The following is a 21,724-nucleotide window of genomic DNA, read 5'->3' as shown; positions in this document are numbered from 1 at the left end:
TCACCCGACCAGGGTGCTGCCCAGGTAAACGGCCACGAGAATCAGCCCGACCCCGGCGATGCGCTGAGAGATCAGTGCTCGCGAGGGGGCGGGCTGTTCCGATGCTTGCGTGCCGCGTACCAGAAGCTTCCAGATGATCTGCGGGCGGATGACCATCAGGAGGCCAAGGGCGCCAAAAAGGACGACGAAAAACCACAACATAAGGTGATTTTACAAATTCTGCCCGCGAACCACAGCGACGATTCGCTGCGCCTCGTCAGGATCGGTGCGTCCTGGCTGCTGTGCCGGAGCACGCATATGCACTTCAGTCGCTCCGGTGCTATGGATCACGGAGGCGACATTGTGCGAGCGCAAACCGCCCGACACGAGGATGATCATCTCTCCAGCTGCGCGGTCTGTCAGGTGGCGAATATTCTCCACGTTGACCACAGACGCATCACCGCCGGTGGTAAGCACTCGATCGAATCCCGCACAAATAAGCTGGTCGAGGCTTCGGTCCATATCCTGCACGGTGTCGAAGGCACGGTGGAAAGTCAGTGGTCTCTCCCCGGCCGCGTCGCGCCACAGTAACAGCACATCCTGATCGATCTCGTGGTCACTGGTCAGCCCACCGACGACAAAACCCACCGGTATGTCGGTGTGGTCGGTGCGTTCACGCAGGCGTCGCATCGCCTCGGCAATGTCGCGTTCCTCACCGGAGGGCATCACGAATGTGCCGGGACGGGGGCGGATCAGCACCTGCATCCCGCCTGACGGTGCGACGCTGAGCGCGCTGTCCACCACTCGATCAGAAGGAGTCAGGCCTCCGCAGCTCAGGTCATCGCACAGTTCGACTCTGTCGATGCCCATCTGTGAGGCAATCTGCACTCCCTCAGTGTCTTCAACACATAACTCGATAACCGTCATTGATCTTCCAGTCGTTCCACATCTGCCGGTTCGCAGCCTGGGCACCCAGGATCGCGGCTCCCCACTTCCCTGCCTCTGCGCCCAGGCGGGCCGTCACAATTTCGGGAGGTGTTCGCCACGCCATCAGGTCACGCAGGTGACGGCGCACCGGTTCCAGCAACGTCTCACCGGCGTTGGACAGGCCCCCGCCGACAACGAAGCGGGTGGGGTCGAGGGCGAAGGTGAGGTGCGCGAAGCACAGGGCCAGCGCGTAAGTGGCGGTATCCCATACTTCATCTGCAATGGGGTCGATTCCCAGCAGATCCTCTACCGTGCGAGCTGTTGCCTCTTTGCCGGTCTTCTGCGTGAAGCGTCGCGCGATGGCTTTTGCTGATGCGTACACCTCCGTGCAGCCTCGCTGTCCGCACGTGCATGTTTCACCATTCGGAATGACCGGCGTGTGGCCAACTTCTCCGGCGCTGAAGGCATCACCTGCCCACGGTCGGTTACCGTGGCAGATGGCTGCCGAAATGCCGGTGCCGATGGGAACCATGATGAAGGTGGGTGCGCCCTGGCCAGCGCCCAGGAGACCTTCAGCCAATCCTGCTGCCCGCCCGTCATGTCCGAGGCGCACCGGCCGTAAGCATGCTTCCTGCATGCGCTGGGCAAGGTTCACGTTCTTCAGTTCGAGGTTAGACGCATACTTGATAACGCCGGCCTCTTCGTCCACCACACCAGGTGTGATGACACCGATTCCGGCGACCTCTGGCCACTTGTCCACGATGGTCCGGGCGACGTGGCACGCTTGTTCGACCACGTTGCCCGGACGCGTGTCCAGGTGTACAGCATCGGTGACGTGTCCAGCTGAGTCCACCAGGAATGACTTGATGGACGTACCGCCAACATCAACCCCCGCAACCACGGTGTTCAAGAGATAAACACCTCTACGTCCAGTTTGGCGTCGGTCACATCCTCATCGAATGGGAACATCGGTCGGTCAATGCGGCGATGTCCCAGACGAATCAGATCCTGATCAACTCCGCCTGGAGTCAGTGCCATCATCCAGTCGGCCTGCGCCTTGTACAGATCCGGTTCCAGGTAGCCGATCTTGACTACCACGACATCGGGATCATCGATCGACAGCCCCAGTCGCTCATATTGCACGCGAGAATGGTATTGCATGCGCTGAGAGGTCACAATGACAGTCAGGCTATTGATCTTCAACGCACAGGTGCGACCACCCTCCGGATCGTCGATTACTCGGAGCACTGTCGCGTGGACCTTTTGCGGTCCGGGTTCACGCGTATCGATGTGCGCGCCCAGCTCAACATCGACCTGTGCCCCTTCACCGGCCTGATCCGCCATCTTCACGGCATTCGGATCAACCAGCGATGCATACAGAACGTTGAGCGCCTCATCCTTTACCGGTGCCCACTCCAGGAGCTCCGACAGCGCCGCAGTGCAGTCATCAGCACCGCCGGCACCGGGGTTGTCTCCGGAATCCGAAATGAAGAACGGACGCGGAGCGTCGAGGGCGTGCTCAAGGCACTCGCTCATGGTCCCCACGGGTGCAACGAATTCGAACTGATCGCGTACATCCCAGAAATGCTGAGCCAGACGCAGAGCCTGAGCCTTCACGTCCTCAGCGTCATCGCCTGTGACCACAACGGCCCCCTGGCAGCGTGGCTGATCCGCCCATGCGAATCCGACCCAGATTGCCGCGTCAAGAATACCGGGACGCTTTTCAACCTCCGGAATCATGGCATACAGCGACTTGGCTGGTTCAATACGTGTCGATGTCTTCTCACCAGGCAGCAGCACCGGCACGTGAACCAGTGCCTTAGCCGGCCTGCCTTTGCCACTGACCAGTCGTTCCACTAGGTTCACCGCTGCTCGCTTGCGCGATTCGAACGCATCCTCATGGGGTGCCATCCTGTAGCAGGTGAGCAGATCGCATCCTGCGAACAGGGCTCGGGACACGTTTCCGTGCAGATCCATGGAGGTCGAGATCAGGGGTTTATCTCCGACAACTGCACGGACGGCTGTGATCAGGTCACCCTCGGTATCGTCGTATCCCTGAGCGGTCATGGCGCCGTGGATGTCGAAGAAGACTGCGTCGACAGGTGCAACGGCGGTTAAGCCGTCAACTATTTCCTGCCGCCAGGCTTCGTAGTCTGAACGCAGCACCTGGCCGCCCGGCAGTGCGCGGGCGTGAAGGATCGGGATCCATTCGACCTGGCGCGCCCAGTCCTCGTCCATCCACGTGTAACGTGCGAGCAGCTCGTCACCACGGCTGACCTGGAAATCCTTTTCAGTTGAAACGTATGGGGTAAAAGTCGAGGACTCGATGTGGAGCCCACAAATTGCTATTCGCGGAAGAGTCATGTTTTTTCCTATTTCACCAGTTCTGTTTAGCGACCACCCATGCCGGACATGGCGATACCTTTAATCAGGTGTTTCTGAAGAATCATGACCAGGACTGTTGTCGGGATCATTGAAATAATCGCTGCAGCAATCTGCAGATCCCATCGCGTCCCGGTCTGGCTTGAGAACGAGGCAAGACCAATTGGCAAAGTTCCCAAGCGCGAGTAGTCGACGGTCACAATCAGCGGCCACAGGTATGAGTTCCAGAAAGACATAAATGTGAAGACCGCCAGCACGGCGATTGCCGACTTGGTCAAAGGAAGAATGATCTGAACGAACGTGCGGATCGGACCGGCACCATCAACACGTGCCGCTTCTTCCAGTTCGAATGGGATACCGCGCATGAACTGACGCATCAGGAATGTGCCAAATGCGCCGAATGCGAATGGGAAGATCAATGCCTGATAGGTGTCAACCCAGCCAAACCATTTCATCACGGTGAACATCGGAACGACCAGAACTTCCTGCGGAACCATCATGGTTCCGAGGAACAGGACGAAGACGAGTTCTCGCCCGCGCCAGCGCAGTCGACTGAATGCGTAACCGGCTGTCGCGGATACGAACAGCACCAGCAGCGTTCCTGCGATTGAGACGATGAAGGAGTTCTTAATGTAGGTCAGGAACGGGCCGTAGGTGAAAACTTCGAGGTAATTGCTCCACCGCAGCTTCTCACCAACCAAAGTCGGGGGCATCGAGAAAATCTCGTCCTTCGACTTCAGTGATGAGAAGAATGCGTAGATCAGTGGGGACGCAAAGAGGATGGCTGCGAGCCATACGGTCGCATTTGCCACGATGTCCTTGACGCGCGAGGGTTCACCGCCCAGAAGTCCGGGCTGACTGTGCCTGTTGGCAACCTGCTTTTTCTGTGTCCCCTTCTGGGGTGCCGTGGTTGTTGCGACATCAGTACTCATAGTGGACCCACCTCTTTTGAGCCTTGAACTGGAAAGCTGTGACCAGGATGACCAGAATGAACAGAATCCATGCGCCGGCAGCTGCAACACCGAGCTGCTGGAACTTGAAGCCCTGGTTGTAGATGAACATGACCAGCGGCAGCGTTGCGTTTCCAGGCCCACCACCGGTGAGCATCTGCGGCTGGACGAAGACCTGAAGTGAGGTGATGATCGTCATGACTGCAGCGAAGAAAATTGACGGCGACATCATGGGAAGGATGACGCGGAAGAGCATCTGCGCTCCCTTGGCTCCGTCGAGGCGTGCTGCCTCGATAACGGGTTCGGGAAGCTGCTCGAGTGCTGCTGAGAAGATCAGCATGTTGTAGCCCACGCCCTGCCATACCGACATGACAACGATCATGACCATTGCCCATACGGGATCAGCAAGGAAGTTCGGCAGTTGGAAACCGAATACTGATACCGCTATGCCGTTGAAGAGACCCTGAGGCTGGAGCAGCATCTTCCAGACCAGGACGTTGGCAACCATTGGCGTGACGACCGGAATGAAGAAGAGAACGCGGAAAGCGTTGCGTCCCTTGATTCTCGGGCCGAGGAGCAGTGACAGCGTCAGTGCGACAACGATGTTGACAGGTACGTAGGTAACCGTGAAGATGATGGAATTTCGCAGAGCAGGATAGAAGTCAGGATTTTGACCTGACAGCAGGTTGCGATAATTCTCAAGGCCAATGAAGGTCCGTTCGCCAAAGGCTGGCCAGTTGAACAGACTCATCACGACCGACAGGACGACGGGAACGACTGTGAAGAGGCAGAGGCCCGCAAGCGCTGGGCTGACAAAGCCCAGCGCTTGACGGGACTCAATCTTCCGCAGTGAACTCCGCCGATTCGTGACGGCAGGTTGTGCGGTCATTGCGGTCAACCTCACTTATTGCCAAATTGTGCCTGAGCTTGCTCAAGCATCTGAGACATTGGCGTCTGGCCAGTGTAGACCGACACGAGGTTGGGCTGAATGTAGTTGTTAACCTGCGACCACACAGGGGCGGAGTTCTGACCCTGCTGATCCTTGAATGCAGCGTCGAATGCGGCCTTCACTTCTTCCCGGACAGCTTCATCGAAGGAATCGAAGTACTGCGCCTGAGATTCGATACGTGAGGGGTAAGAACGGCCCGAGGAGCTCAGGAGGTCCTGTGCTTCCTTCGACACCAGTGAGCCCAGTACCTTCAGTGCGGCGTCACGGTTGTCACAGTTGGCCGAGATACCGAAACCGGAGCCAAGGATAAGGCCCAGAGATCCGTTGTCTCCCTGAGGAAGACGTGTTGCGCCGGCCTTGAAGCCTGCTTCGTTGTTGAAGTAGCCGTAGGCGTTCCAGGTGCCGTCCACAGCCATTGCAACGTTGCCGTTCTGGTACTGTTCTTCGCCCCAGCCAGCTTCAGATGCTGACGGGACCGGATCGGCAACCTTTTCCGTCAGAACAAGGTCGGCATACCATTCAGCGGCCTTGACGAAGTCAGGGTTCGTCAGGTCGATGTTGCCATCAGCGGTCACAGGCTGGGTGCCGGACAGTGCGATCGGCAGTGCCATCCATTGGAATTCACCCATGCCGATACCGAAGCCCTTGTGCTGGTCGGTCGTGGTCTTCTTCACAGCTTCATTGAAGTCGTCGAAGGTCCAGTCCAGGGTCGGTTCCTTCGCACCGGTTTGAGCGAACATGTCCTTGTTGTAGAAGACCATCATCGCTGACACGTCGTAGGGAATGCCGTACAGGTTGTCGTTGAAGGTCATGATGTCGAGGGCTCCGTCGGTGAAGTCCTCTTTCTTGATACCTGCTTTTTCAAGGTCTTCATCTGTCAGCGGTGACAGTGCCTGATAGAAGCCCGACAGCTTCTGCCCGTTCATTGAGGTGATGCACGCCAGGTTTCCTGACGACATGTTCGAGGTGAGCTTGGTGAAGTAGTCGCCCCATGAAGCGGTCTGTGTTTTCAGCTCAATATCCGGATTCTGTTTGCGGACGATGTCGGCAGTTTGGCTAATCCAGTCCAGATCATCGTCGGAGCCGCCCCACATATCCCATGTGATCGATCCGCCTGATCCATTCCCAGATGCCGATGCGTTGTCACCGCCCCCAGAACATGCAACGAGGGAACATGTCATACCTGTAGCAAGTAGCGCCGCTGCTGCTTTTTTCTGTAGAGATTGCATTAAGAGACCTTTCTTCGGTGAGTCCCACATAGGACTTGACCTGTGTATCGAGATGCTGATTCCAAGAAGTCTTCGCGTCGTCAACGATACTTCAGCCTTCTTTTAACGGCATCGAAGAAACTATCATCGTTTCCAATAGAACTATATATGACTTTCTAGTAAAATTCGAACCAGACAGGTAACAAATCGATGACGTAGTCCCGCTGTCCGATCCTTCAAACCGAAAGAAGCGTCCTCTTGACGAACCAGACATTTACTCCACAGGAGACAAGCACAACTGATGCGATGATTATCGAAGCGGTTGCAAGTGGTTCTGCGACGACACGTTCAGACCTCTCGACTCTCCTTAAGTTATCGCCTTCTACCGTTTCGGTGCGAGTGCAGGCACTTCTCGAGAACAACGTGTTACGTGAGGCCGGAGCGGGTAAGTCCAAAGGTGGCAGGCGTCCTCAGGTTCTTGAGACGGCTGGCACCCCCAGCACGTTCGCCGCCATTGACATGGGCGGCGCCCATGTTCGCTTCGGAGTGTTCGACACGCAAGGGAACCTTCTGGCCTCGTGGGAAGCGTCTCTTGACCTGTCTTTACCGCCCCGGGATGTTCTGTCCAGCGCCCTTGACTCACTTACAGGGGCCGATCTGGACGTCGACCTTGACGCGACGCTTCGTGGCATCAGCCTTGGCGTTCCGGCACCTGTGAACCAGGAACTCCAACGCATCGACGTCGGGGCACGCATGGCAGGGTGGACTCACTTCCCTATTCGCGAATGGATGGAATCTCACATCGATGTGCCCGTCGCGGTCGAGAACGACGCGAACCTCATGGCATTGGGCGAAGCCCGTCACCATCCGGAAATCGAGCGCTCCATTACCGTTAAAGCTGGTGCCGCCATCGGCAGCGGCATCGTGGTGGACGGAAAGATCTATCACGGCGCCTCCGGCATGGCAGGTGACATTTCACACGTGCGCTCCCATCGCAGTACTGACCGGCCGTGTGGATGCGGAAATATCGGGTGCCTCGAAACGATCGCCTCTGGAGTCGCCCTCGTGGAGCGTGCACGCGCCAACGGGATGTCGATCACCTCGCTACCCGAACTTGTCGCGCGTGCGCACGAGGGTGATTCAGCGGCGACCACTTTGATACGCGATGCCGGTCGCGCGCTCGGTGAAGTTCTGTGCAGCGTGGTCGGTTTTGCCAATCCTAATGCACTGTTTGTCGGCGGCAGGCTTTCCACGCTGGAGATCTTCATCGCCTCCATACGCAGTGAGCTGTACGGCGGATGCCACCCCCTCGTCACTCGCAACTTGCTGATATCGCAGGCAACTCTGGGCGCTGACGCCGGTATCTACGGCGGCTTTGAGCTGATTCGAGATACCGTCTTTCATCTTCCTGACCTCATTCATTAAGACCACCGAAGAAATCAACAAATGACAAAGGATAGTGTCCATGATTAATTTCGAACATCGCACCGGCCCGGTTTTCTCTCCTGAGCCAACCTACCCACAACGCGATGTGCCCGACTGGTTCCAGGATGCCAAACTCGGCATTTTCGTTCACTGGGGTCTCTACTCTGTTCCCGCCTGGGCATCGCTGCCTGAAGAAGGCGTACAGCCCGATGACGAATACGCAATGCATTCCTACGCCGAGTGGTATGCCAATACAGTGCGGATTCCGCACAGCCCGGCGCATATTCGCCACAACAAGAAGTACGGAATCGGAACCTCCTACGAGGATTTTGCGCACATGTGGCACGCGGAGAAGTTCGATCCGCGCGCGATGGTGGATCTTTTCGTTGAGGCAGGTGCGCGCTACCTCGTTCCCACAACCAAGCACCACGACGGTTTCTGCCTGTGGAACACGGACACCACGAACTTCTCAGCCGCGCAGCGAGGCCCCCAGCGCGACATCATTCAGGAGTTTCATGACAGTGCGCGCGAGGCGAAACTCAAGTTCGGCGTTTACTTCTCGGGCGCCCATGACTGGCACGTTGCGCATTTCCCGCCGATCGAATCGGACAGAGATCTGTTCGTCTACCGTCGCAATGACCCTGAATTTGCGCGCTACGCGGCCGATCAGCTGCGCGAGCTGATTGACCGCTTCCATCCCGACATTCTCTGGAACGACATCGAATGGCCCGACAGCGGAAAATCGAATGAGGATTACGCTCTGGCCTCGCTTTTCCGCAAATACTTCTCGACTGTTCCCGATGGTGTCGTGAACGATCGTTGGGGTATTCCCTACCATGGCTACCTGACGCGCGAGTACAGCATCATCGACTCAGTGATCCCCGAGCCGTGGGAAGCAACACGTGGTCTGGGGCATTCATTCGGCTACAACACCAATGAAGACGAGAACAACACCCTGTCGGCACCAGCCCTGATTGATCTTCTCGTCGACACTGTCTCCAAGAACGGCAATCTGCTCATCAATGTCGGACCACGCGCCGATGGCACGATCCCGGAGCTCCAGCAAAACTCGCTGCGCGGCCTGGGACAGTGGTTGAAGACGAACGGCGAGGCGATCTACGGCACGCGCGTCTTTATCGATGCTGACAGTAGGAAAGCCTCGCAACGCTACACGCGCAATGATGGTGAACTCTTCATCTTCGTGGATCCTTCTCAGCGCAGCGACGTTGAGATTCCGTCAGGGTGCCCGAGCGATGCGTCTGTTCGCTGGCTCGGTAATTCGTCACCGGCTGAGCGCAACGGTCTCGCGGTACAGATTCCGGACAGCCTACGTTCAGGTTCCCTCGCGGTGTGCGCAGTGCGCATGAAGTAGGCACCACCGTCGCTGTCATATAGAAAGATCCCGACTCGCTTCGCGAGTCGGGATCTTTCGTGCAGCTTCTTACCGCATCAGCATCAGTTGTTCGTCAGCTTCTCGCGCAGAGCGGCGAGTGCCTCATCCGATGCCAACGTGCCGGAGTTGTCAACCGGCGAGGAGTAGGACGCCTGTTCCTCGACTGACGGAGCAGCCTCTGCGTCTTCTTCCAGCGCCTTGGCAACCTGGGCACGGTGGGCTTCCCAACGGGCGTGCGCTTCGGCGTACTGGGCTTCCCAGGCCTCGCGCTGCTCGTCGTATCCTTCCATCCATTCCTGGGTTTCCGGATCGAAGCCTTCAGGGTACTTGTAGTTGCCGTTTTCGTCGTATTCGGCAGCCATTCCGTACAGTGACGGATCGAAGTCTTCCGATTTCGGGTCGACGCCCTCGTTGGCCTGCTTAAGCGACAGCGAGATGCGGCGACGTTCCAGGTCAATATCAATGACCTTGACGAAGACCTCTTCACCGACCTTGACGACCTGCTCCGGCATCTCAACGTGGCGCTGGGCGAGCTCGGAGATATGGACAAGGCCTTCGATTCCGTCCTCGACGCGCACAAACGCACCGAACGGAACGAGCTTGGTGACCTTACCGGGCACAACCTGGCCGATTGCGTGGGTACGGGCGAATGCCTGCCACGGATCTTCCTGGGTGGCCTTCAGGGACAGGGAGACGCGTTCGCGGTCCATGTCGACGTCGAGGACCTCGACGGTGACTTCCTGGCCGACCTCGACAACCTCTGACGGGTGATCGATGTGCTTCCAGGACAGTTCGGAGACGTGCACCAGGCCGTCCACGCCACCCAGGTCGACGAATGCGCCGAAGTTGACGATCGAGGAGACGGTGCCGTTGCGGACCTGTCCCTTCTGCAGGGTGTTGAGGAAGTTGGTGCGAACCTCGGACTGCGTCTGCTCGAGCCATGCGCGGCGCGACAGGACCACGTTGTTGCGGTTCTTGTCGAGCTCGATGATCTTGGCTTCAAGCTCGCGGCCGATGTAGGGCTGCAGGTCACGCACGCGACGCATCTCAACCAGGGATGCGGGCAGGAAGCCGCGCAGGCCGATGTCGAGGATCAGGCCGCCCTTGACGACCTCGATGACAGTGCCGGTGACTACACCTTCTTCTTCCTTGACCTTTTCGATCTGGCCCCATGCGCGTTCGTACTGTGCGCGCTTCTTCGACAGAAGCAGGCGGCCGTCCTTGTCTTCCTTCTGGAGTACCAAAGCTTCGATCTGATCACCCACCGCGACGACGTCATCAGGATCGACGTCATGCTTGATGGATAATTCGCGTGAAAGGATGACTCCTTCGGTCTTGTAGCCGATGTCGAGGAGGACCTCATCGTGGTCAATCTTGACGACTGTTCCCTCGACAATGTCCCCATCGTTGAAGTATTTGATGGTCTTGTCGATGGCGGCGAGCAGGTCTTCTTCAGACCCAATGTCGTTCACTGCAACCTGAGGCGTAGAGATGCTCGGCTGCTCGGTGCTGGTGGTCATGTAGTTATGTACTCCGAAACGGACGATCTAGTAGATGGACAAAATTGAGTGTGTCCGTCAGTCACCGCGAAGGCAACTGACACACACCCGAGAAAGTTTACCAGTTCAGGATCAAAGATCTACCCTCAGCTCCTGAAAAGATGTGTGAGCAGTGACATATTTGACCAATCTCACAACTGGTGCACTTAGTGAGCAGCTTCTTTCCATGAATGGCCGATCCCCACCGCTACATCCAGCGGCACGCGCAGCGCCAGCACCGGGTGTTCGGCGCGCGTATGGTCGGTGGCTTCCTCCTGGCCGGTGGGTTCCACATCGCCATCGTCATCGGATTGCGGGGCGCGAGCAGTCTGCAGGCCATGCGGCAATGGAGGATAGGCCATGTTCTCACGTACCAGCTCTTCCACGTGCACAGCTTCTCCCTCGGCTATTTCAAGAATCAATTCATCGTGAATCTGCAGCAGTATGCGCGAGCGTAGTTTCTCGTCGCGCAAGGCACTGTCGACTCCAACCATCGCGATCTTGATGATGTCGGCTGCCGATCCCTGGATCGGCGCGTTCAGTGCGGCACGCTTGGCTATTTCACGGCGCTGACGGTTGTCGGAGATGAGATCGGGCAGGTAGCGGCGACGACCGAACATTGTCTGGGTAAAGCCATCCTTCTGGGCCTGCTCCACGATGCCGTCCAGGTAGTCACGCACGCCGCCGAAACGCTCAAAGTAGCGTTCGCGCAGCTCCGCCGCCTCCGGCACACCGATTCCGAGCTGCGCAGACAGACCGTACGATGACAGCCCGTAGGCCAGACCGTAGGAGGTGGCCTTGATGCGCGAACGCTGCTCGGATGTCACCTGATCGACAGGCGTGTCGAACACCATCGACGCCATCGTGCGGTGCAAATCCTCACCCGAGTTGAATGCGTCAATCAGTCCTTCATCGTTGGACAGGTGCGCCATGATGCGCATCTCGATCTGCGAATAGTCCACGCTCATCAGGGACTGCCACCCCTCCCCTGCAACGAACGCGTGCCGGATGCGCATGCCGTCGGGTGTGCGCGCGGGGATATTCTGCAGGTTCGGTTCCGACGAGGCGAGCCGCCCCGTGGCAGTCGCAATCTGAGAAAACGTCGTGTGAATCCTGCCGTCATCAGCAATCGCGCTGTGCAGGGACTGCGTCATCTGGGACAGCTTGATGCGGTCGCGGTGCGTGAGCAAATGCTCCAGGAACGGGTGGCGCGTCTTCGCGAACAGTGTCTCCAGCGCTTCCGCATTCGTCGTGTACCCCGTCTTCGTCTTCTTGGTCCTGGGCATATCGAGTTCATCAAACAGGACCTGCTGGAGCTGCTTGGGGCTCGACAGGTTCACCGTGTGGCCGATTGCGTCATAGGCGCGTTGCGCAGCACCTTCAACAGCTTTCGACAGCTCCTGACGTTGCAGGTCGAGTTCCTCACTGTCAATCGCGATCCCCACGTGTTCCATGCGTTCCAGCATGCGCGCGACAGGCTGTTCCACATCGTCAAGCAATGTTCGTTCATCATCATTCATCGCCCGCCTGAGAGCATCAGCCACATACGGCAGGACGGCTGCGCGCTGCGCCATCTGTCTACGCGCCGCAGCCTGTTTCTCCTCCGATTCACCGTCCAGATCCAGCATCTGCTGACCGGATTCTTCCTCTTCTAGGGCCGTGATGTGCACGCCCAGATACTGCTCAGCCAGATCGTCGATCGCGTAGGAGCGCTGCTCGGGCCGCAGCAAGTAGGCGCCCAATGCAACGTCGAAGGTCACCGGCAGGGTCTCCACGTCCCAGGCGCGCATCATATGCACCAGTGTTTTGAGGTCATGGGCAATCAGGGGTCGTGTCAGGTGCGCCAGCCATTGCGTGCACTGAGCCGTCTGCTCGGTGGTGACCTCTCGAGCATCAATGAGGAGTACCTTCATGCCGCTCGCGATCGCAAGATGTTCCAGGTCAGGCAGGGGCGGGTTCGCGACGCCTTCGCACCAGATTCCCACTGACGTCTCTGCCTCAAAGGTTGCAAGGACCTGCTGGACATTCGTGTTCGCATCGGCTCGGATAATTTCCACGTCATCAAGGATGAGTGATTCTTCCGCGCCACCCTCGTCGGCCGTGCTGCCCCCGGAATTGACGAGGGCGTCCGGAGCAGAGGGGTTGAGTGCGATCGATGCGACCGAGACGATCTCGCGGCGCGTGCCGGGTCCGAATTCAAGGCTGTCGCACAGACTCATCGCCTCTGAATGCTCGGTGGGACGACGGTAAAGGTCATCGAGGGTGATTCCCAGATCAACGTCAGTGAGCAGGCGGTTCAGCGAGCGGTTGCGGCGCACGTCATCGATATGGGCGCGCAGATCTGTTCCGCGTTTGCCACCGATCTCATCTGCGCGAGCCAGGACATTTTCCAGTCCGTCGAATCTGTTAATCCACGTGGCAGCGGTCTTGGGGCCGACGCCAGGCACTCCTGGCAGATTGTCGGCGGTCTCCCCCACCAGCGCGGCAAGCTCCGGGTAACGCTGAGGCGGCACGCCGTACTTCTCCTCAATGGCTTCCGGTGTCATGCGACGCAGGTCCGACATCGACTGACCGGGGTACAGAATCGTGACGTGTTCGTTCGCCATCTGGAAGGCGTCGCGGTCACCTGATGCCACGACAACATCCAGCCCCTGTTGAGACGCAGTATGTGCAAGGGTGGCCAGAATGTCGTCAGCCTCTATATTGTCTTTGCGCAGACGGCAGATACCCATGGCTTCCAGGAACGCGTCGATCAGATCAACCTGTCCGTGAAATTCAGGAGGGGTCTCATCGCGCGTGCCTTTGTACTCCGGGTACTTATCCGTGCGGAACGAATGACGCGAGACGTCGAAGGCAACAGCGACACGTGTCGGATTCTCATCCTTGAGGATCTTCGTGAGCATGCGGATAAATCCGAACACAGCACTGGTGTCCTGACCGGTCGAGGTCTGGAAATTACCCGAACGCATCGCGTAAAACGCGCGGTAGGCCATCGAATGTCCATCAATAATCAGCAGTTTTCCGTCCACACATGACACCCTAGAGGTATGAGCGAGACGAATCACGCCAATGACACACATTCACATCAATCTGATGACCATCAGGAATCTCACAGTGACTATGGGCCGACGATGGTGGGTCAGCATTGGCCAGGGACGCTGATGGAAGCGATGGGCATGGAAGTGACACAGTATGGCCCTGACTGCACGTCGATCACAATGCCGCTTGAGGGCAATACGCAGCGAATCGGAATCCTGCATGGCGGCGCATCGGCGGCTCTGGCTGAGACAGCGGGATCGCTTGCGGCGGGAGCACATGCCTACAGTGTGGGCGGCCCGGATGCCTACGTGGTGGGCGTGGAGCTGTCCATCTCGCATCTTCGAGCAGGCACCAAGGGGCCGATTACGGCGACGACCCGTGCGGCCCATCTGGGTGGCTCATCAACGGTTCATCTGGTCTCGATCACCGATGGAGATGAACGCCTCATCGGAACCGCACGTATTTCCAATCGTGTGCTGAAGCGACGCTGACCTCGAACTTTAGCGAGACTGACAAAAGCGACGAAATTACGCGGTCTACACCTCTTGAGTTCACTGAGACGAATGCCACAGACACTGTTAATCTCATTTTTGGGATAGGGACTTACGTCACACCTACCTAAACTCCAATTGAGAGGACATTGTCATGACCACACACTCAATCGAAGAACTTGCCAACGCAATAGCTTTCGACTCCAACGGCGACAAGCTGGGCGACGTGAAGCAGGTATTTACCAACGATGCGACGGGTGAGCCCGATTTCATCGAAGTTGCTCACGGCCTCTTTGGCATGGGCTCCAGCCTTGTCCCACTGCGTGGATACCGCCTCGACGAGGAAGGCCTGCACCTCGCGTTTGAAAAGGATCGCATCAAGGATGCGCCTGACCTCGCTGATGAAGGTCACCTGACTCCTGAGGATCAGGACACACTGTACCGCCACTACGGTGTCGGTTCTCTGGCCGATGGTGCAGCACCGATCGAGGACCAAGCTCCGCGCACTGCACCGGAATCAGACGTTCCTGCCGCCGCCCCCGTTGCGCCTGTGGCAGACGAGGAAGTTCACGAGGAGGATCGCGCCGCTGAGGCTCGTCACCTGGCTGACCAGGAGCCGATCCACGACGAAGCAGACCAAGGCGAAATCATTCGTTCCGAAGAACAGCTCAACGTTGCCAAGGAACGCGTCGCGACTGGTGAAGCTCAGCTCCGCAAGACGGTCGTCACCGAAACCGAGACTGTCGAGGTTCCCGTCGAGCGCGAGGAAGTACGTGTGGTTCGCACCCCCATCAGTGAGGAAGAGGCAAAGAACCTGGATGGCCAGGACATCTCCGAGGGTGCTGCTTCCGTGACCCTGCATGAGGACCGTGTCGTTGTCTCCAAGGAGAGCGTGCCTGTTGAGCGCGTGTCACTCGAGACGCAAACCGTTCAGGACACGCAGACCGTGTCAGAAGACCTCAAGAAGGAGCGCATTGAAAGCAACGTCGACGGCGAAGAGCGTCTCGACTGATTGAGCGCGACTCTCACTCAACAATGCGGGTCTTGCAACTTCGTGCAAGACCCGCATACACATATCTCAAGCAGTCTCAGTCATCCACCTGATCGATCACTGCGTCTGCGACCTCACGCATGGACAGGCGACGATCCATGGACGTCTTCTGGATCCATCGGAACGCCTCAGGCTCAGTCATGTCCATCTTTTCCATCAGGAGTCCCTTGGCGCGGTCAACGCGCTTGCGCGTCTCGAAACGCTCCGACATGTCGGAGATTTCTTCTTCCAGTGACTCGATTTCACGGTGACGGGACAGGGCGATTTCAACTGCGGGAATCAGGTCGGCAGGGCTGAAAGGCTTCACGACGTACGCCATAGCTCCTGCGTCGCGCGCACGTTCGACCAGTTCTTTTTGTGAAAAGGCAGTCAGCATGACAACAGCGCAGGAGAGCTCTCGCAGAATCTTCTCTGCAGCTGTGATGCCATCCATTTTGGGCATCTTGACATCCATCACACACAGATCAGGAGTGTCATCCTCGTTGTCGGGCTCCAGTGCCAGCCGAACAGCCTCTTCTCCGTCACTTGCCTCTGCGACGACGTCGAAACCTGCTGCGGTCAGCGTCTCGACAATATCAAGGCGGATCAGGGATTCGTCTTCAGCTACTAACACTTTTCGCGGCTTGTTTTCGTCTGTGCTCATCTGAAATTCCTTCAATTGGTGTCTGATCAATAAATATCTTATCCTTGATGAGCACGTTCGCGTGTGCCCTGGTAGCCCAATTGGCAGAGGCGGTCGGCTCAAACCCGGCTTGTTGTGGGTTCGAATCCCACCCGGGGTACAGATGTATTCGGCATTATTCGGCTGAAAACTCCCTCGACGAGGGCGTTTAGGGTGCGTTTATCACACCAGTTGGAATCACCCTTCTGAGCTGTGTTTCACTGCAGTATCCGCTCGTAATGGGATGGAAAAAGTCCTGCAGCAGGCTACGACAATGTGAATGTCTTTTCACCCCCGAAGCAAGAAAGATCTCACTCGATACGGCCGAGAAGCAGGGCAGCGCCGTGGACCAATGGAACACAACCGCTGCGCCTGGTCACATTCCCAGCAAACTGACAGGTGGAATGAAGTATCTCCCAAGAATCGTTTCTTATGCTCAAGCTATCCGAGCCGGACAGAACATGAAGCACGACACGTGCTGGTGCGACTGGCCGTTACGCTCGGGGATCTGAAGGAAGGGGCTCTGTTTTCGAAGGACTCGCACTGTGTTGATGGGATAGTGTTGGGGGTCGGCCACATGTGGCCGACCCCCAACACTGCGTCTGTGGTAGCTTTCCCTTATGCAGCTTCAATGAGTTCAAGACCCAGAAAGTCTGCTGCAGCGATGCGGCTGGCAGGCACACGCAGAGCCTCGATGGCGCGACGTACGTCGCCGTTCGTGAAATCAGCAAACCACGGGCGTACCGCATTGGAAAGTTGATCAAGCAGAACGTTGTTTGCCTGCCGATCCGAATTCCGGTCATGGACTGACACGGTCTTTGCATTGCGATCTTCAATTGTCATATTTCTATCCTCTTCTTCTTCCTCACGCCATAACGGGGTATGTACTCTTTGCGCACAGGCCGCCCCGTCAGGCATTCAGTTCTCAATCACACTCGCCCACCCCTCATCAGGTGGAAAGTGTGAAGTCATATCAGCGCAACTCTCAACACCAGGTTGACAGTTTGCATCCACGTCAACGATAACACATCATCGGGTCGCGTGAGAATAAGCCTCGGCGGCCGTTAGAGAAAACGTCCTCCCCGCAGCATCGCCGTTGATGCTGACGGCTCGACGCGATCATCTACTGTCTGCCCAGCATTCCGACTCGGCCACCAATGGAGTAATCAATATCGTCACCCACTGAGTGAACACGAATCAGGTTCGACGAGCCCGACACGCCCGGCGGCATACCGGCCACGATGACCAGCTGGTCACCCTGCTTACACAGCCCGGCTGTCTGTGAGATTTGATCGACCTGCCAGACCATGTCATCGGTGTGCATCACCGAGGGCACACGGTAGGTCTGCACTCCCCACGTTAGTGCCAACTGCCTGCGTGTCTCTTCGAGCGGCGTGAAAGCCAGCATTGGGATAGGGCTACGCAGACGCGCCATATAGCGCGCCGTCATTCCTGCCTGCGTGAAGGTCACCAGGAACTTCGTATCGAGCTTCTCTCCCACTGACACGGCGGCCTGGGAGATCACGGCCGAGCGGTCTGCGATGAAACCACCCAACGGCGCGATGCGCTCACCACCGTTTTCTTCGATGTTCTCCACAATGCGTGCCATCGTGCGTACAGCCTCGATCGGATACTGACCAATCGACGTTTCACCCGACAGCATGACGGCATCAGCACCGTCAAGGATCGCGTTCGCACAGTCCGATGCCTCAGCCCTGGTCGGACGCGGGTTCTTGATCATCGACTCCAGTACCTGGGTCGCAACGATAACCGGCTTGGCTGCCCGGCGTGCCAACTCAATGGCGCGTTTTTGAACCAGCGGCACAGCTTCAAGCGGCATCTCCACACCCAGGTCACCGCGCGCCACCATGATGCCATCGAAGGCGTCGACGACCTCCTCGAGCACCTCAACCGCCTGCGGCTTTTCAATCTTCGCGATGACAGGGCGCCTGCGGCCTTCCTCGTCCATGATCGCGTGCACTTCGTCAATGTCGCGGGCGTTGCGCACAAAGGACAACGCAATAAAGTCCGCACCGATCCTCAGTGCCCACCGCAGGTCATCGCGGTCCTTTTCCGACAGCGCCGGCACTGACACCGCAACACCCGGAAGGTTCAGGCCCTTGTGATCGGACACAAATCCGGGGACCTCTACCTTGGTGGTTACGTCGGTGTCCGTTACTTCCATGACACGCACGGCGACGTTTCCATCGTCGATCAGGAGACGGTCACCAGGACGACAATCCCCCGGCAGGCCTTTGAACGTCGTGCCGACGCGTTCCTTGGTGCCCTCGACATCTTCAGTCGTGATCGTGAAGGTGTCTCCCATCTCAAGGAACTGCGGGCCGTCCTTGAATGTCTGCAGACGAATCTTCGGGCCCTGGAGGTCCGCAAGAACAGCTACGGCCCGGCCCGACGTCATCGCTGCACGACGCACACGCTCAATGACACGTTCGTGTCCTTCGTGAGTTCCGTGTGAGCAGTTGATACGGGCCACATCCATGCCCGCGTCCACGAGTGCCTGTACTTGTTCGGCAGATTCAGTGGCTGGGCCTAACGTACACACGATTTTTGCTCGACGCATACTCTTACTCTACAGTGCCGATCTCGATTCAGGGGAACCCTCACCGGCTTCGACGCTTTCAAAGACGTTTTTCGCGCCCTGCGCGCTGCCCGATTCGTCCGCGAGTTTCGATACATCCTCTTCATCTAAAGATTCGTCGGCCTCATTATCTGCGCCATCCGACTTGTCGAGGCCCAGGTGTGCCCGCAGGCGCTCATGCTCGTCTTCGCTGACAGTCGTTGACCTGCCGAGGCGTCCTGCCACGCAGAAAACGGCCAGGCCCGCGAGGAAGACCGCGATCGATGTCCACACGTTCAGACGCAGCCCCAGAATGTGCTGCGCTTCGTCAACGCGGAGCATCTCGATCCACACACGCCCGAGCGTGTATCCCATCAGATACAGCCCGAAGACCTGACCTGAAGCGAACCTTGCGCGTCGATCCACCCACACGATCAGTGCGGCAATAACCAAATTCCACAGGCATTCATAGAGAAATGTCGGGTGAAAGAGCGTGCCGGCGGCATACTGGGCAGGCATGTGAGCCGCGTCGACCTGCAGCCCCCACGGTAGTGTCGTCGGCGCGCCGAACAGTTCCTGGTTAAACCAATTCCCCCACCGGCCTATTGCCTGTGCCACCAGGAGGGCCGGTGCAATGGAGTCAGCCAGAGGTCCCATTCGTTGGCCGGCGCGTCGCAGCGCAATGTAGGCACCAACAGCGCCCAGAGCTACGCCGCCCCAGATTCCAAGACCGCCATTCCAGATTTTGAACGCGTCAATGGGATTGCCGTTGGGGCCGAAGTAGGCATCAGGTGAGGACACCACGTGGTAGATTCGCGCTCCGATGATTCCCAGCGGGATCGCCCACAACGCAATTTCGTACATGAAGTCGGCCACGCCACCGCGCCGCTCGTACCGCCGGCCGGTGATCCACACTGCAGCGACCATCCCCACCATAATGAGGATGCCGTACATATGGATGGTCAGTGGACCAATGTTCCACGCTCCCTGCGGCGGAGACGGTATCGCTGAGCCAATCAGTGAGCTTGCCACAGTCAGATCGTTCATCGTCACCGCGCCTTCCGGTTAGACAGTTCGTGAGTTCTTAACGCCATCACTGAGTTCACGGGCCAGAGTTCCGAGCGCTTCGAAAGCCTGTTCCCTGTCCTCGTCAAAAAGTGTGCGCACAAGTGCAGAACCCACAATAACGCCATCGGCGTAGGAGCCTATTTCATGTGCCTGCGTGCCGCTGGAAACGCCCAGACCCACACACACGCGTTCGGCACCGGCTTCACGCGTGCGTGCGACCAGTTCGCGCGCGTGAGTGTCGACCGAGGATCGCGCCCCTGTCACGCCCATCGTTGACGCGGCGTACACCCATCCGCGTGCGTGGGAACTGATTAGTTCCAAACGCGTGCGAGTTGACGACGGTGCCACCAGGTAGATGCATTCCAGGTCATTTTCGCGAGCTGCATTTTCCCATTGCTCGCCTTCGTCGGGTGGCAGGTCCGGCGTGATCAGGCCTGATCCGCCGGCTTGGGCAAAGTCACGGGCAAAATGGTTCACGCCGTACCATTCGACCGGGTTCCAGTACGTCATGCACACGGTGGTCAGACCATAGTCCACGACTTCCCTGGTCGCTTCCAGCAGGTCCTCCAGGTGTGTTCCATGTTCGAGGGCGGCCACGGTTGCGCGCTGGATCGTGGGGCCATCCATCCCAGGGTCGGAATACGGGAAACCAAATTCAAGGACATCAACGCCGTTATCTGCCAGCACTTTCGCTGCACGCACCGAGTCTTCCACAGTGGGGAAACCGACGGGCAAATATCCGATCAGGGCGGCGTGCCCGGCATTATTGGCGCGATCAATCGCATCTGCGCTGTGCATCATTTGTCGGCCTCCCTGCTCGGATCAATGTTCTGGTATGTGGGTTCACCCAGGCCGAACCACTTCGAAGCGGTTGTCACGTCCTTATCGCCGCGCCCAGACAGGCACACCACGATAATGGGTTCCTTGCCTTTTTCGATCGGTCCTGCTTCGAGTCGCTCGTGGGCCCACTGAATTGCCCCTGCAAGTGCGTGTGCCGATTCGATGGCGGGAATGATACCTTCGGTGCGACACAGGCGCACGAATGCGTCCATGGCGTGCGTGTCGTCAATCGCAATGTAGCGTGCTCGTCCGGAACGGGCCAGCCATGCATGTTCGGGTCCCACACCCGGGTAGTCCAGGCCCGCAGAAATCGAATGGGAGGCCTTGGTCTGCCCGTCGCGTTCCTGCAGCACGAATGTGCGCGCACCGTGCAGAACACCGACTTCGTTCGCTGAAATCGATGCAGCGTGGCGACCGGTCTCGATGCCGTCGCCTCCGGCTTCACATCCGATCAGCTCGACGTCCTCATCATCGATAAAAGCAGTGAAGGATCCAATCGCATTTGAACCACCGCCCACGCACGCGGTCACGGCATCCGGCAGGCGTCCCTCGCGCTCCAGGATCTGCTCGCGGGCTTCGTCACCGATGACGCGTTGGAGGTCACGGACGAGGCTGGGGAACGGGTGCGGACCTGCAGCAGTGCCGAAAATGTAGTTCGTGGTCTCCACATTCGTCACCCAGTCACGGAACGCTTCGTTAATGGCGTCCTTGAGCGTTTGAGACCCCTGAGTCACACCAATGACTTCCGCGCCGAGCATCTGCATGCGGGCTACGTTGAGTGCCTGACGTTCGGTGTCTTCCGCGCCCATATAGATCGTGCAGTCCAGGCCCAGCAGCGCCGCGGCCGTTGCGGTGGCAACGCCGTGCTGTCCGGCTCCGGTCTCAGCGATGATACGGGTCTTGCCCAGTTCCTGTGTGAGCAACGCCTGTCCCAGCACGTTGTTGATCTTGTGGGATCCGGTATGGTTGAGGTCCTCGCGCTTGAGGAAGACTCGGATTCCCCCCAGATCGGCAGCAAAGCGCGATGCTTCTGTCAACAATGAGGGGCGTCCGGCATAGTTGACGAACAGGTCATGGAGTCGTTTCTGGAAACCGTCATCATGCCACAGACGCTGCCACGTTTCATCAAGTTCTTCCAGTGCAGACATCAGCGATTCGGCCACGAAACGACCACCGAAGGCTCCAAAATACGGGCCTCTCAGGTCGTCCGAGCGCGGCGATGCGGTTTTCGACATGCCGACTCCT

19 protein-coding genes and 1 tRNA gene are annotated in these 21,724 nt (G+C 58.1%); 5 read left to right on the top strand and 15 right to left on the bottom strand.

The annotated features are described in order from the left end of the window. From AC1DA5_RS03365 to AC1DA5_RS03335, 7 genes are read right to left on the bottom strand one after another with little or no spacing between them, the layout of a single operon-like run. Window positions 1-201, bottom strand: coding sequence for a DUF6199 family natural product biosynthesis protein (locus AC1DA5_RS03365; RefSeq protein ID WP_058236654.1), 201 nt, complete (start codon window positions 199-201; stop codon window positions 1-3). 9 nt (window positions 202-210) lie between these two features. Continuing rightward, window positions 211-906 (bottom strand): copper homeostasis protein CutC, encoded by a 696-nt coding sequence (locus AC1DA5_RS03360; protein ID WP_058236653.1) that lies wholly within the window; start codon window positions 904-906, stop codon window positions 211-213. Further along, entirely contained in the window at window positions 881-1,807 is a 927-nt protein-coding gene (locus AC1DA5_RS03355) for an ROK family protein (RefSeq protein ID WP_257525470.1), read from the bottom strand. The genes AC1DA5_RS03360 and AC1DA5_RS03355 overlap by 26 nt, the downstream gene beginning before the upstream one ends. A 5-nt stretch (window positions 1,808-1,812) precedes the next feature. Next, on the bottom strand, window positions 1,813-3,270 hold the full coding sequence (locus AC1DA5_RS03350) for a M81 family metallopeptidase (RefSeq protein ID WP_058236651.1): 1,458 nt from the start codon (window positions 3,268-3,270) through the stop codon (window positions 1,813-1,815). Window positions 3,271-3,296: 26 nt separating this feature from the next. Next, window positions 3,297-4,220, bottom strand: a complete 924-nt coding sequence (locus AC1DA5_RS03345; RefSeq protein ID WP_058236650.1) for a carbohydrate ABC transporter permease — start codon at window positions 4,218-4,220, stop codon at window positions 3,297-3,299. After that, the gene (locus AC1DA5_RS03340) at window positions 4,210-5,127 is read right to left on the bottom strand and encodes a carbohydrate ABC transporter permease (RefSeq protein WP_058236649.1); all 918 of its coding nucleotides are present in this window, start codon (window positions 5,125-5,127) and stop codon (window positions 4,210-4,212) included. Before AC1DA5_RS03340 ends, AC1DA5_RS03345 begins: the two co-directional genes overlap by 11 nt. Window positions 5,128-5,138: 11 nt before the next feature. Further along, on the bottom strand, window positions 5,139-6,416 hold the full coding sequence (locus AC1DA5_RS03335; RefSeq protein ID WP_058236648.1) for an ABC transporter substrate-binding protein: 1,278 nt from the start codon (window positions 6,414-6,416) through the stop codon (window positions 5,139-5,141). 285 nt (window positions 6,417-6,701) lie between these two features. On the opposite strand from AC1DA5_RS03335, the gene AC1DA5_RS03330 reads away from it, so the two are divergent. Together AC1DA5_RS03330 and AC1DA5_RS03325 are read left to right on the top strand one after the other, a co-directional pair. Next, window positions 6,702-7,820: an ROK family transcriptional regulator gene (locus AC1DA5_RS03330; protein WP_058236647.1), complete on the top strand. Its 1,119-nt coding sequence runs from the start codon at window positions 6,702-6,704 to the stop codon at window positions 7,818-7,820. A 40-nt stretch (window positions 7,821-7,860) separates the two neighbouring features. Then, window positions 7,861-9,192 carry an alpha-L-fucosidase gene (locus AC1DA5_RS03325; RefSeq protein ID WP_058236646.1) on the top strand — a complete coding sequence of 444 codons (1,332 nt, stop codon included), beginning with the start codon at window positions 7,861-7,863 and terminating at the stop codon, window positions 9,190-9,192. 83 nt (window positions 9,193-9,275) lie between these two features. Here AC1DA5_RS03325 and rpsA read toward each other — a convergent pair whose 3' ends face one another. Together rpsA and polA are read right to left on the bottom strand one after the other, a co-directional pair. Then, the gene (gene rpsA, locus AC1DA5_RS03320; protein ID WP_058236645.1) at window positions 9,276-10,733 is read right to left on the bottom strand and encodes a 30S ribosomal protein S1; all 1,458 of its coding nucleotides are present in this window, start codon (window positions 10,731-10,733) and stop codon (window positions 9,276-9,278) included. 185 nt (window positions 10,734-10,918) lie between these two features. Then, window positions 10,919-13,780, bottom strand: a complete 2,862-nt coding sequence (gene polA / locus AC1DA5_RS03315; protein WP_257525457.1) for a DNA polymerase I — start codon at window positions 13,778-13,780, stop codon at window positions 10,919-10,921. 18 nt (window positions 13,781-13,798) lie between these two features. Between polA and AC1DA5_RS03310 the strand changes: the two genes are divergently transcribed. Next, complete coding sequence (locus AC1DA5_RS03310; protein ID WP_257525456.1) at window positions 13,799-14,281, top strand: PaaI family thioesterase; 483 nt, start codon at window positions 13,799-13,801, stop codon at window positions 14,279-14,281. Window positions 14,282-14,435: 154 nt separating this feature from the next. Further along, a complete protein-coding gene (locus AC1DA5_RS03305; RefSeq protein ID WP_058236644.1) occupies window positions 14,436-15,293 on the top strand; it encodes a YsnF/AvaK domain-containing protein in 858 nt (285 codons plus the stop codon). Window positions 15,294-15,369: 76 nt separating this feature from the next. On the opposite strand, the gene AC1DA5_RS03300 is transcribed toward AC1DA5_RS03305, so the two are convergent. After that, window positions 15,370-15,975: an ANTAR domain-containing response regulator gene (locus tag AC1DA5_RS03300; RefSeq protein WP_058236643.1), complete on the bottom strand. Its 606-nt coding sequence runs from the start codon at window positions 15,973-15,975 to the stop codon at window positions 15,370-15,372. Window positions 15,976-16,040: 65 nt separating this feature from the next. Between AC1DA5_RS03300 and AC1DA5_RS03295 the strand changes: the two genes are divergently transcribed. Further along, window positions 16,041-16,114, top strand: a tRNA-Leu gene (locus AC1DA5_RS03295). A 497-nt stretch (window positions 16,115-16,611) separates the two neighbouring features. Here the strand turns inward: AC1DA5_RS03295 and AC1DA5_RS03290 are convergent. The 5 genes from AC1DA5_RS03290 to trpB all read right to left on the bottom strand — a co-directional run bounded on the left by AC1DA5_RS03290 (window position 16,612) and on the right by trpB (window position 21,714). Next, window positions 16,612-16,836, bottom strand: coding sequence for a hypothetical protein (locus AC1DA5_RS03290; RefSeq protein WP_058236642.1), 225 nt, complete (start codon window positions 16,834-16,836; stop codon window positions 16,612-16,614). A gap of 280 nt (window positions 16,837-17,116) precedes the next feature. Beyond that, window positions 17,117-18,574, bottom strand: coding sequence for a pyruvate kinase (gene pyk / locus AC1DA5_RS03285; protein WP_092648555.1), 1,458 nt, complete (start codon window positions 18,572-18,574; stop codon window positions 17,117-17,119). 9 nt (window positions 18,575-18,583) lie between these two features. After that, the gene (lgt, locus tag AC1DA5_RS03280; RefSeq protein ID WP_480289210.1) at window positions 18,584-19,618 is read right to left on the bottom strand and encodes a prolipoprotein diacylglyceryl transferase; all 1,035 of its coding nucleotides are present in this window, start codon (window positions 19,616-19,618) and stop codon (window positions 18,584-18,586) included. 18 nt (window positions 19,619-19,636) lie between these two features. Beyond that, window positions 19,637-20,440 carry a tryptophan synthase subunit alpha gene (trpA, locus tag AC1DA5_RS03275; protein WP_058236639.1) on the bottom strand — a complete coding sequence of 268 codons (804 nt, stop codon included), beginning with the start codon at window positions 20,438-20,440 and terminating at the stop codon, window positions 19,637-19,639. Beyond that, a complete protein-coding gene (gene trpB, locus AC1DA5_RS03270) occupies window positions 20,437-21,714 on the bottom strand; it encodes a tryptophan synthase subunit beta (RefSeq protein ID WP_480289208.1) in 1,278 nt (425 codons plus the stop codon). The genes trpA and trpB overlap by 4 nt, the downstream gene beginning before the upstream one ends. Window positions 21,715-21,724 lie beyond the last annotated feature (10 nt).

Source organism: Pauljensenia sp. C0254C2 (genome assembly GCF_056583835.1).
This window is presented reverse-complemented; position numbering and strand designations above follow the sequence as displayed.

Coding starts and splice junctions, on each gene's coding strand:
- pyk (WP_092648555.1), bottom strand. CDS start 18,574: ATGCGTCGAGCAAAAATCGTGTGTACGTTAGGCCCAGCCACTGAATCT.
- AC1DA5_RS03330 (WP_058236647.1), top strand. CDS start 6,702: ATGATTATCGAAGCGGTTGCAAGTGGTTCTGCGACGACACGTTCAGAC.
- AC1DA5_RS03310 (WP_257525456.1), top strand. CDS start 13,799: ATGAGCGAGACGAATCACGCCAATGACACACATTCACATCAATCTGAT.
- rpsA (WP_058236645.1), bottom strand. CDS start 10,733: ATGACCACCAGCACCGAGCAGCCGAGCATCTCTACGCCTCAGGTTGCA.
- AC1DA5_RS03340 (WP_058236649.1), bottom strand. CDS start 5,127: ATGACCGCACAACCTGCCGTCACGAATCGGCGGAGTTCACTGCGGAAG.
- AC1DA5_RS03335 (WP_058236648.1), bottom strand. CDS start 6,416: ATGCAATCTCTACAGAAAAAAGCAGCAGCGGCGCTACTTGCTACAGGT.
- AC1DA5_RS03300 (WP_058236643.1), bottom strand. CDS start 15,975: ATGAGCACAGACGAAAACAAGCCGCGAAAAGTGTTAGTAGCTGAAGAC.
- AC1DA5_RS03365 (WP_058236654.1), bottom strand. CDS start 201: ATGTTGTGGTTTTTCGTCGTCCTTTTTGGCGCCCTTGGCCTCCTGATG.
- trpA (WP_058236639.1), bottom strand. CDS start 20,440: ATGATGCACAGCGCAGATGCGATTGATCGCGCCAATAATGCCGGGCAC.
- AC1DA5_RS03350 (WP_058236651.1), bottom strand. CDS start 3,270: ATGACTCTTCCGCGAATAGCAATTTGTGGGCTCCACATCGAGTCCTCG.
- AC1DA5_RS03325 (WP_058236646.1), top strand. CDS start 7,861: ATGATTAATTTCGAACATCGCACCGGCCCGGTTTTCTCTCCTGAGCCA.
- AC1DA5_RS03290 (WP_058236642.1), bottom strand. CDS start 16,836: ATGACAATTGAAGATCGCAATGCAAAGACCGTGTCAGTCCATGACCGG.
- AC1DA5_RS03305 (WP_058236644.1), top strand. CDS start 14,436: ATGACCACACACTCAATCGAAGAACTTGCCAACGCAATAGCTTTCGAC.
- AC1DA5_RS03360 (WP_058236653.1), bottom strand. CDS start 906: ATGACGGTTATCGAGTTATGTGTTGAAGACACTGAGGGAGTGCAGATT.
- AC1DA5_RS03345 (WP_058236650.1), bottom strand. CDS start 4,220: ATGAGTACTGATGTCGCAACAACCACGGCACCCCAGAAGGGGACACAG.
- lgt (WP_480289210.1), bottom strand. CDS start 19,618: ATGAACGATCTGACTGTGGCAAGCTCACTGATTGGCTCAGCGATACCG.
- trpB (WP_480289208.1), bottom strand. CDS start 21,714: ATGTCGAAAACCGCATCGCCGCGCTCGGACGACCTGAGAGGCCCGTAT.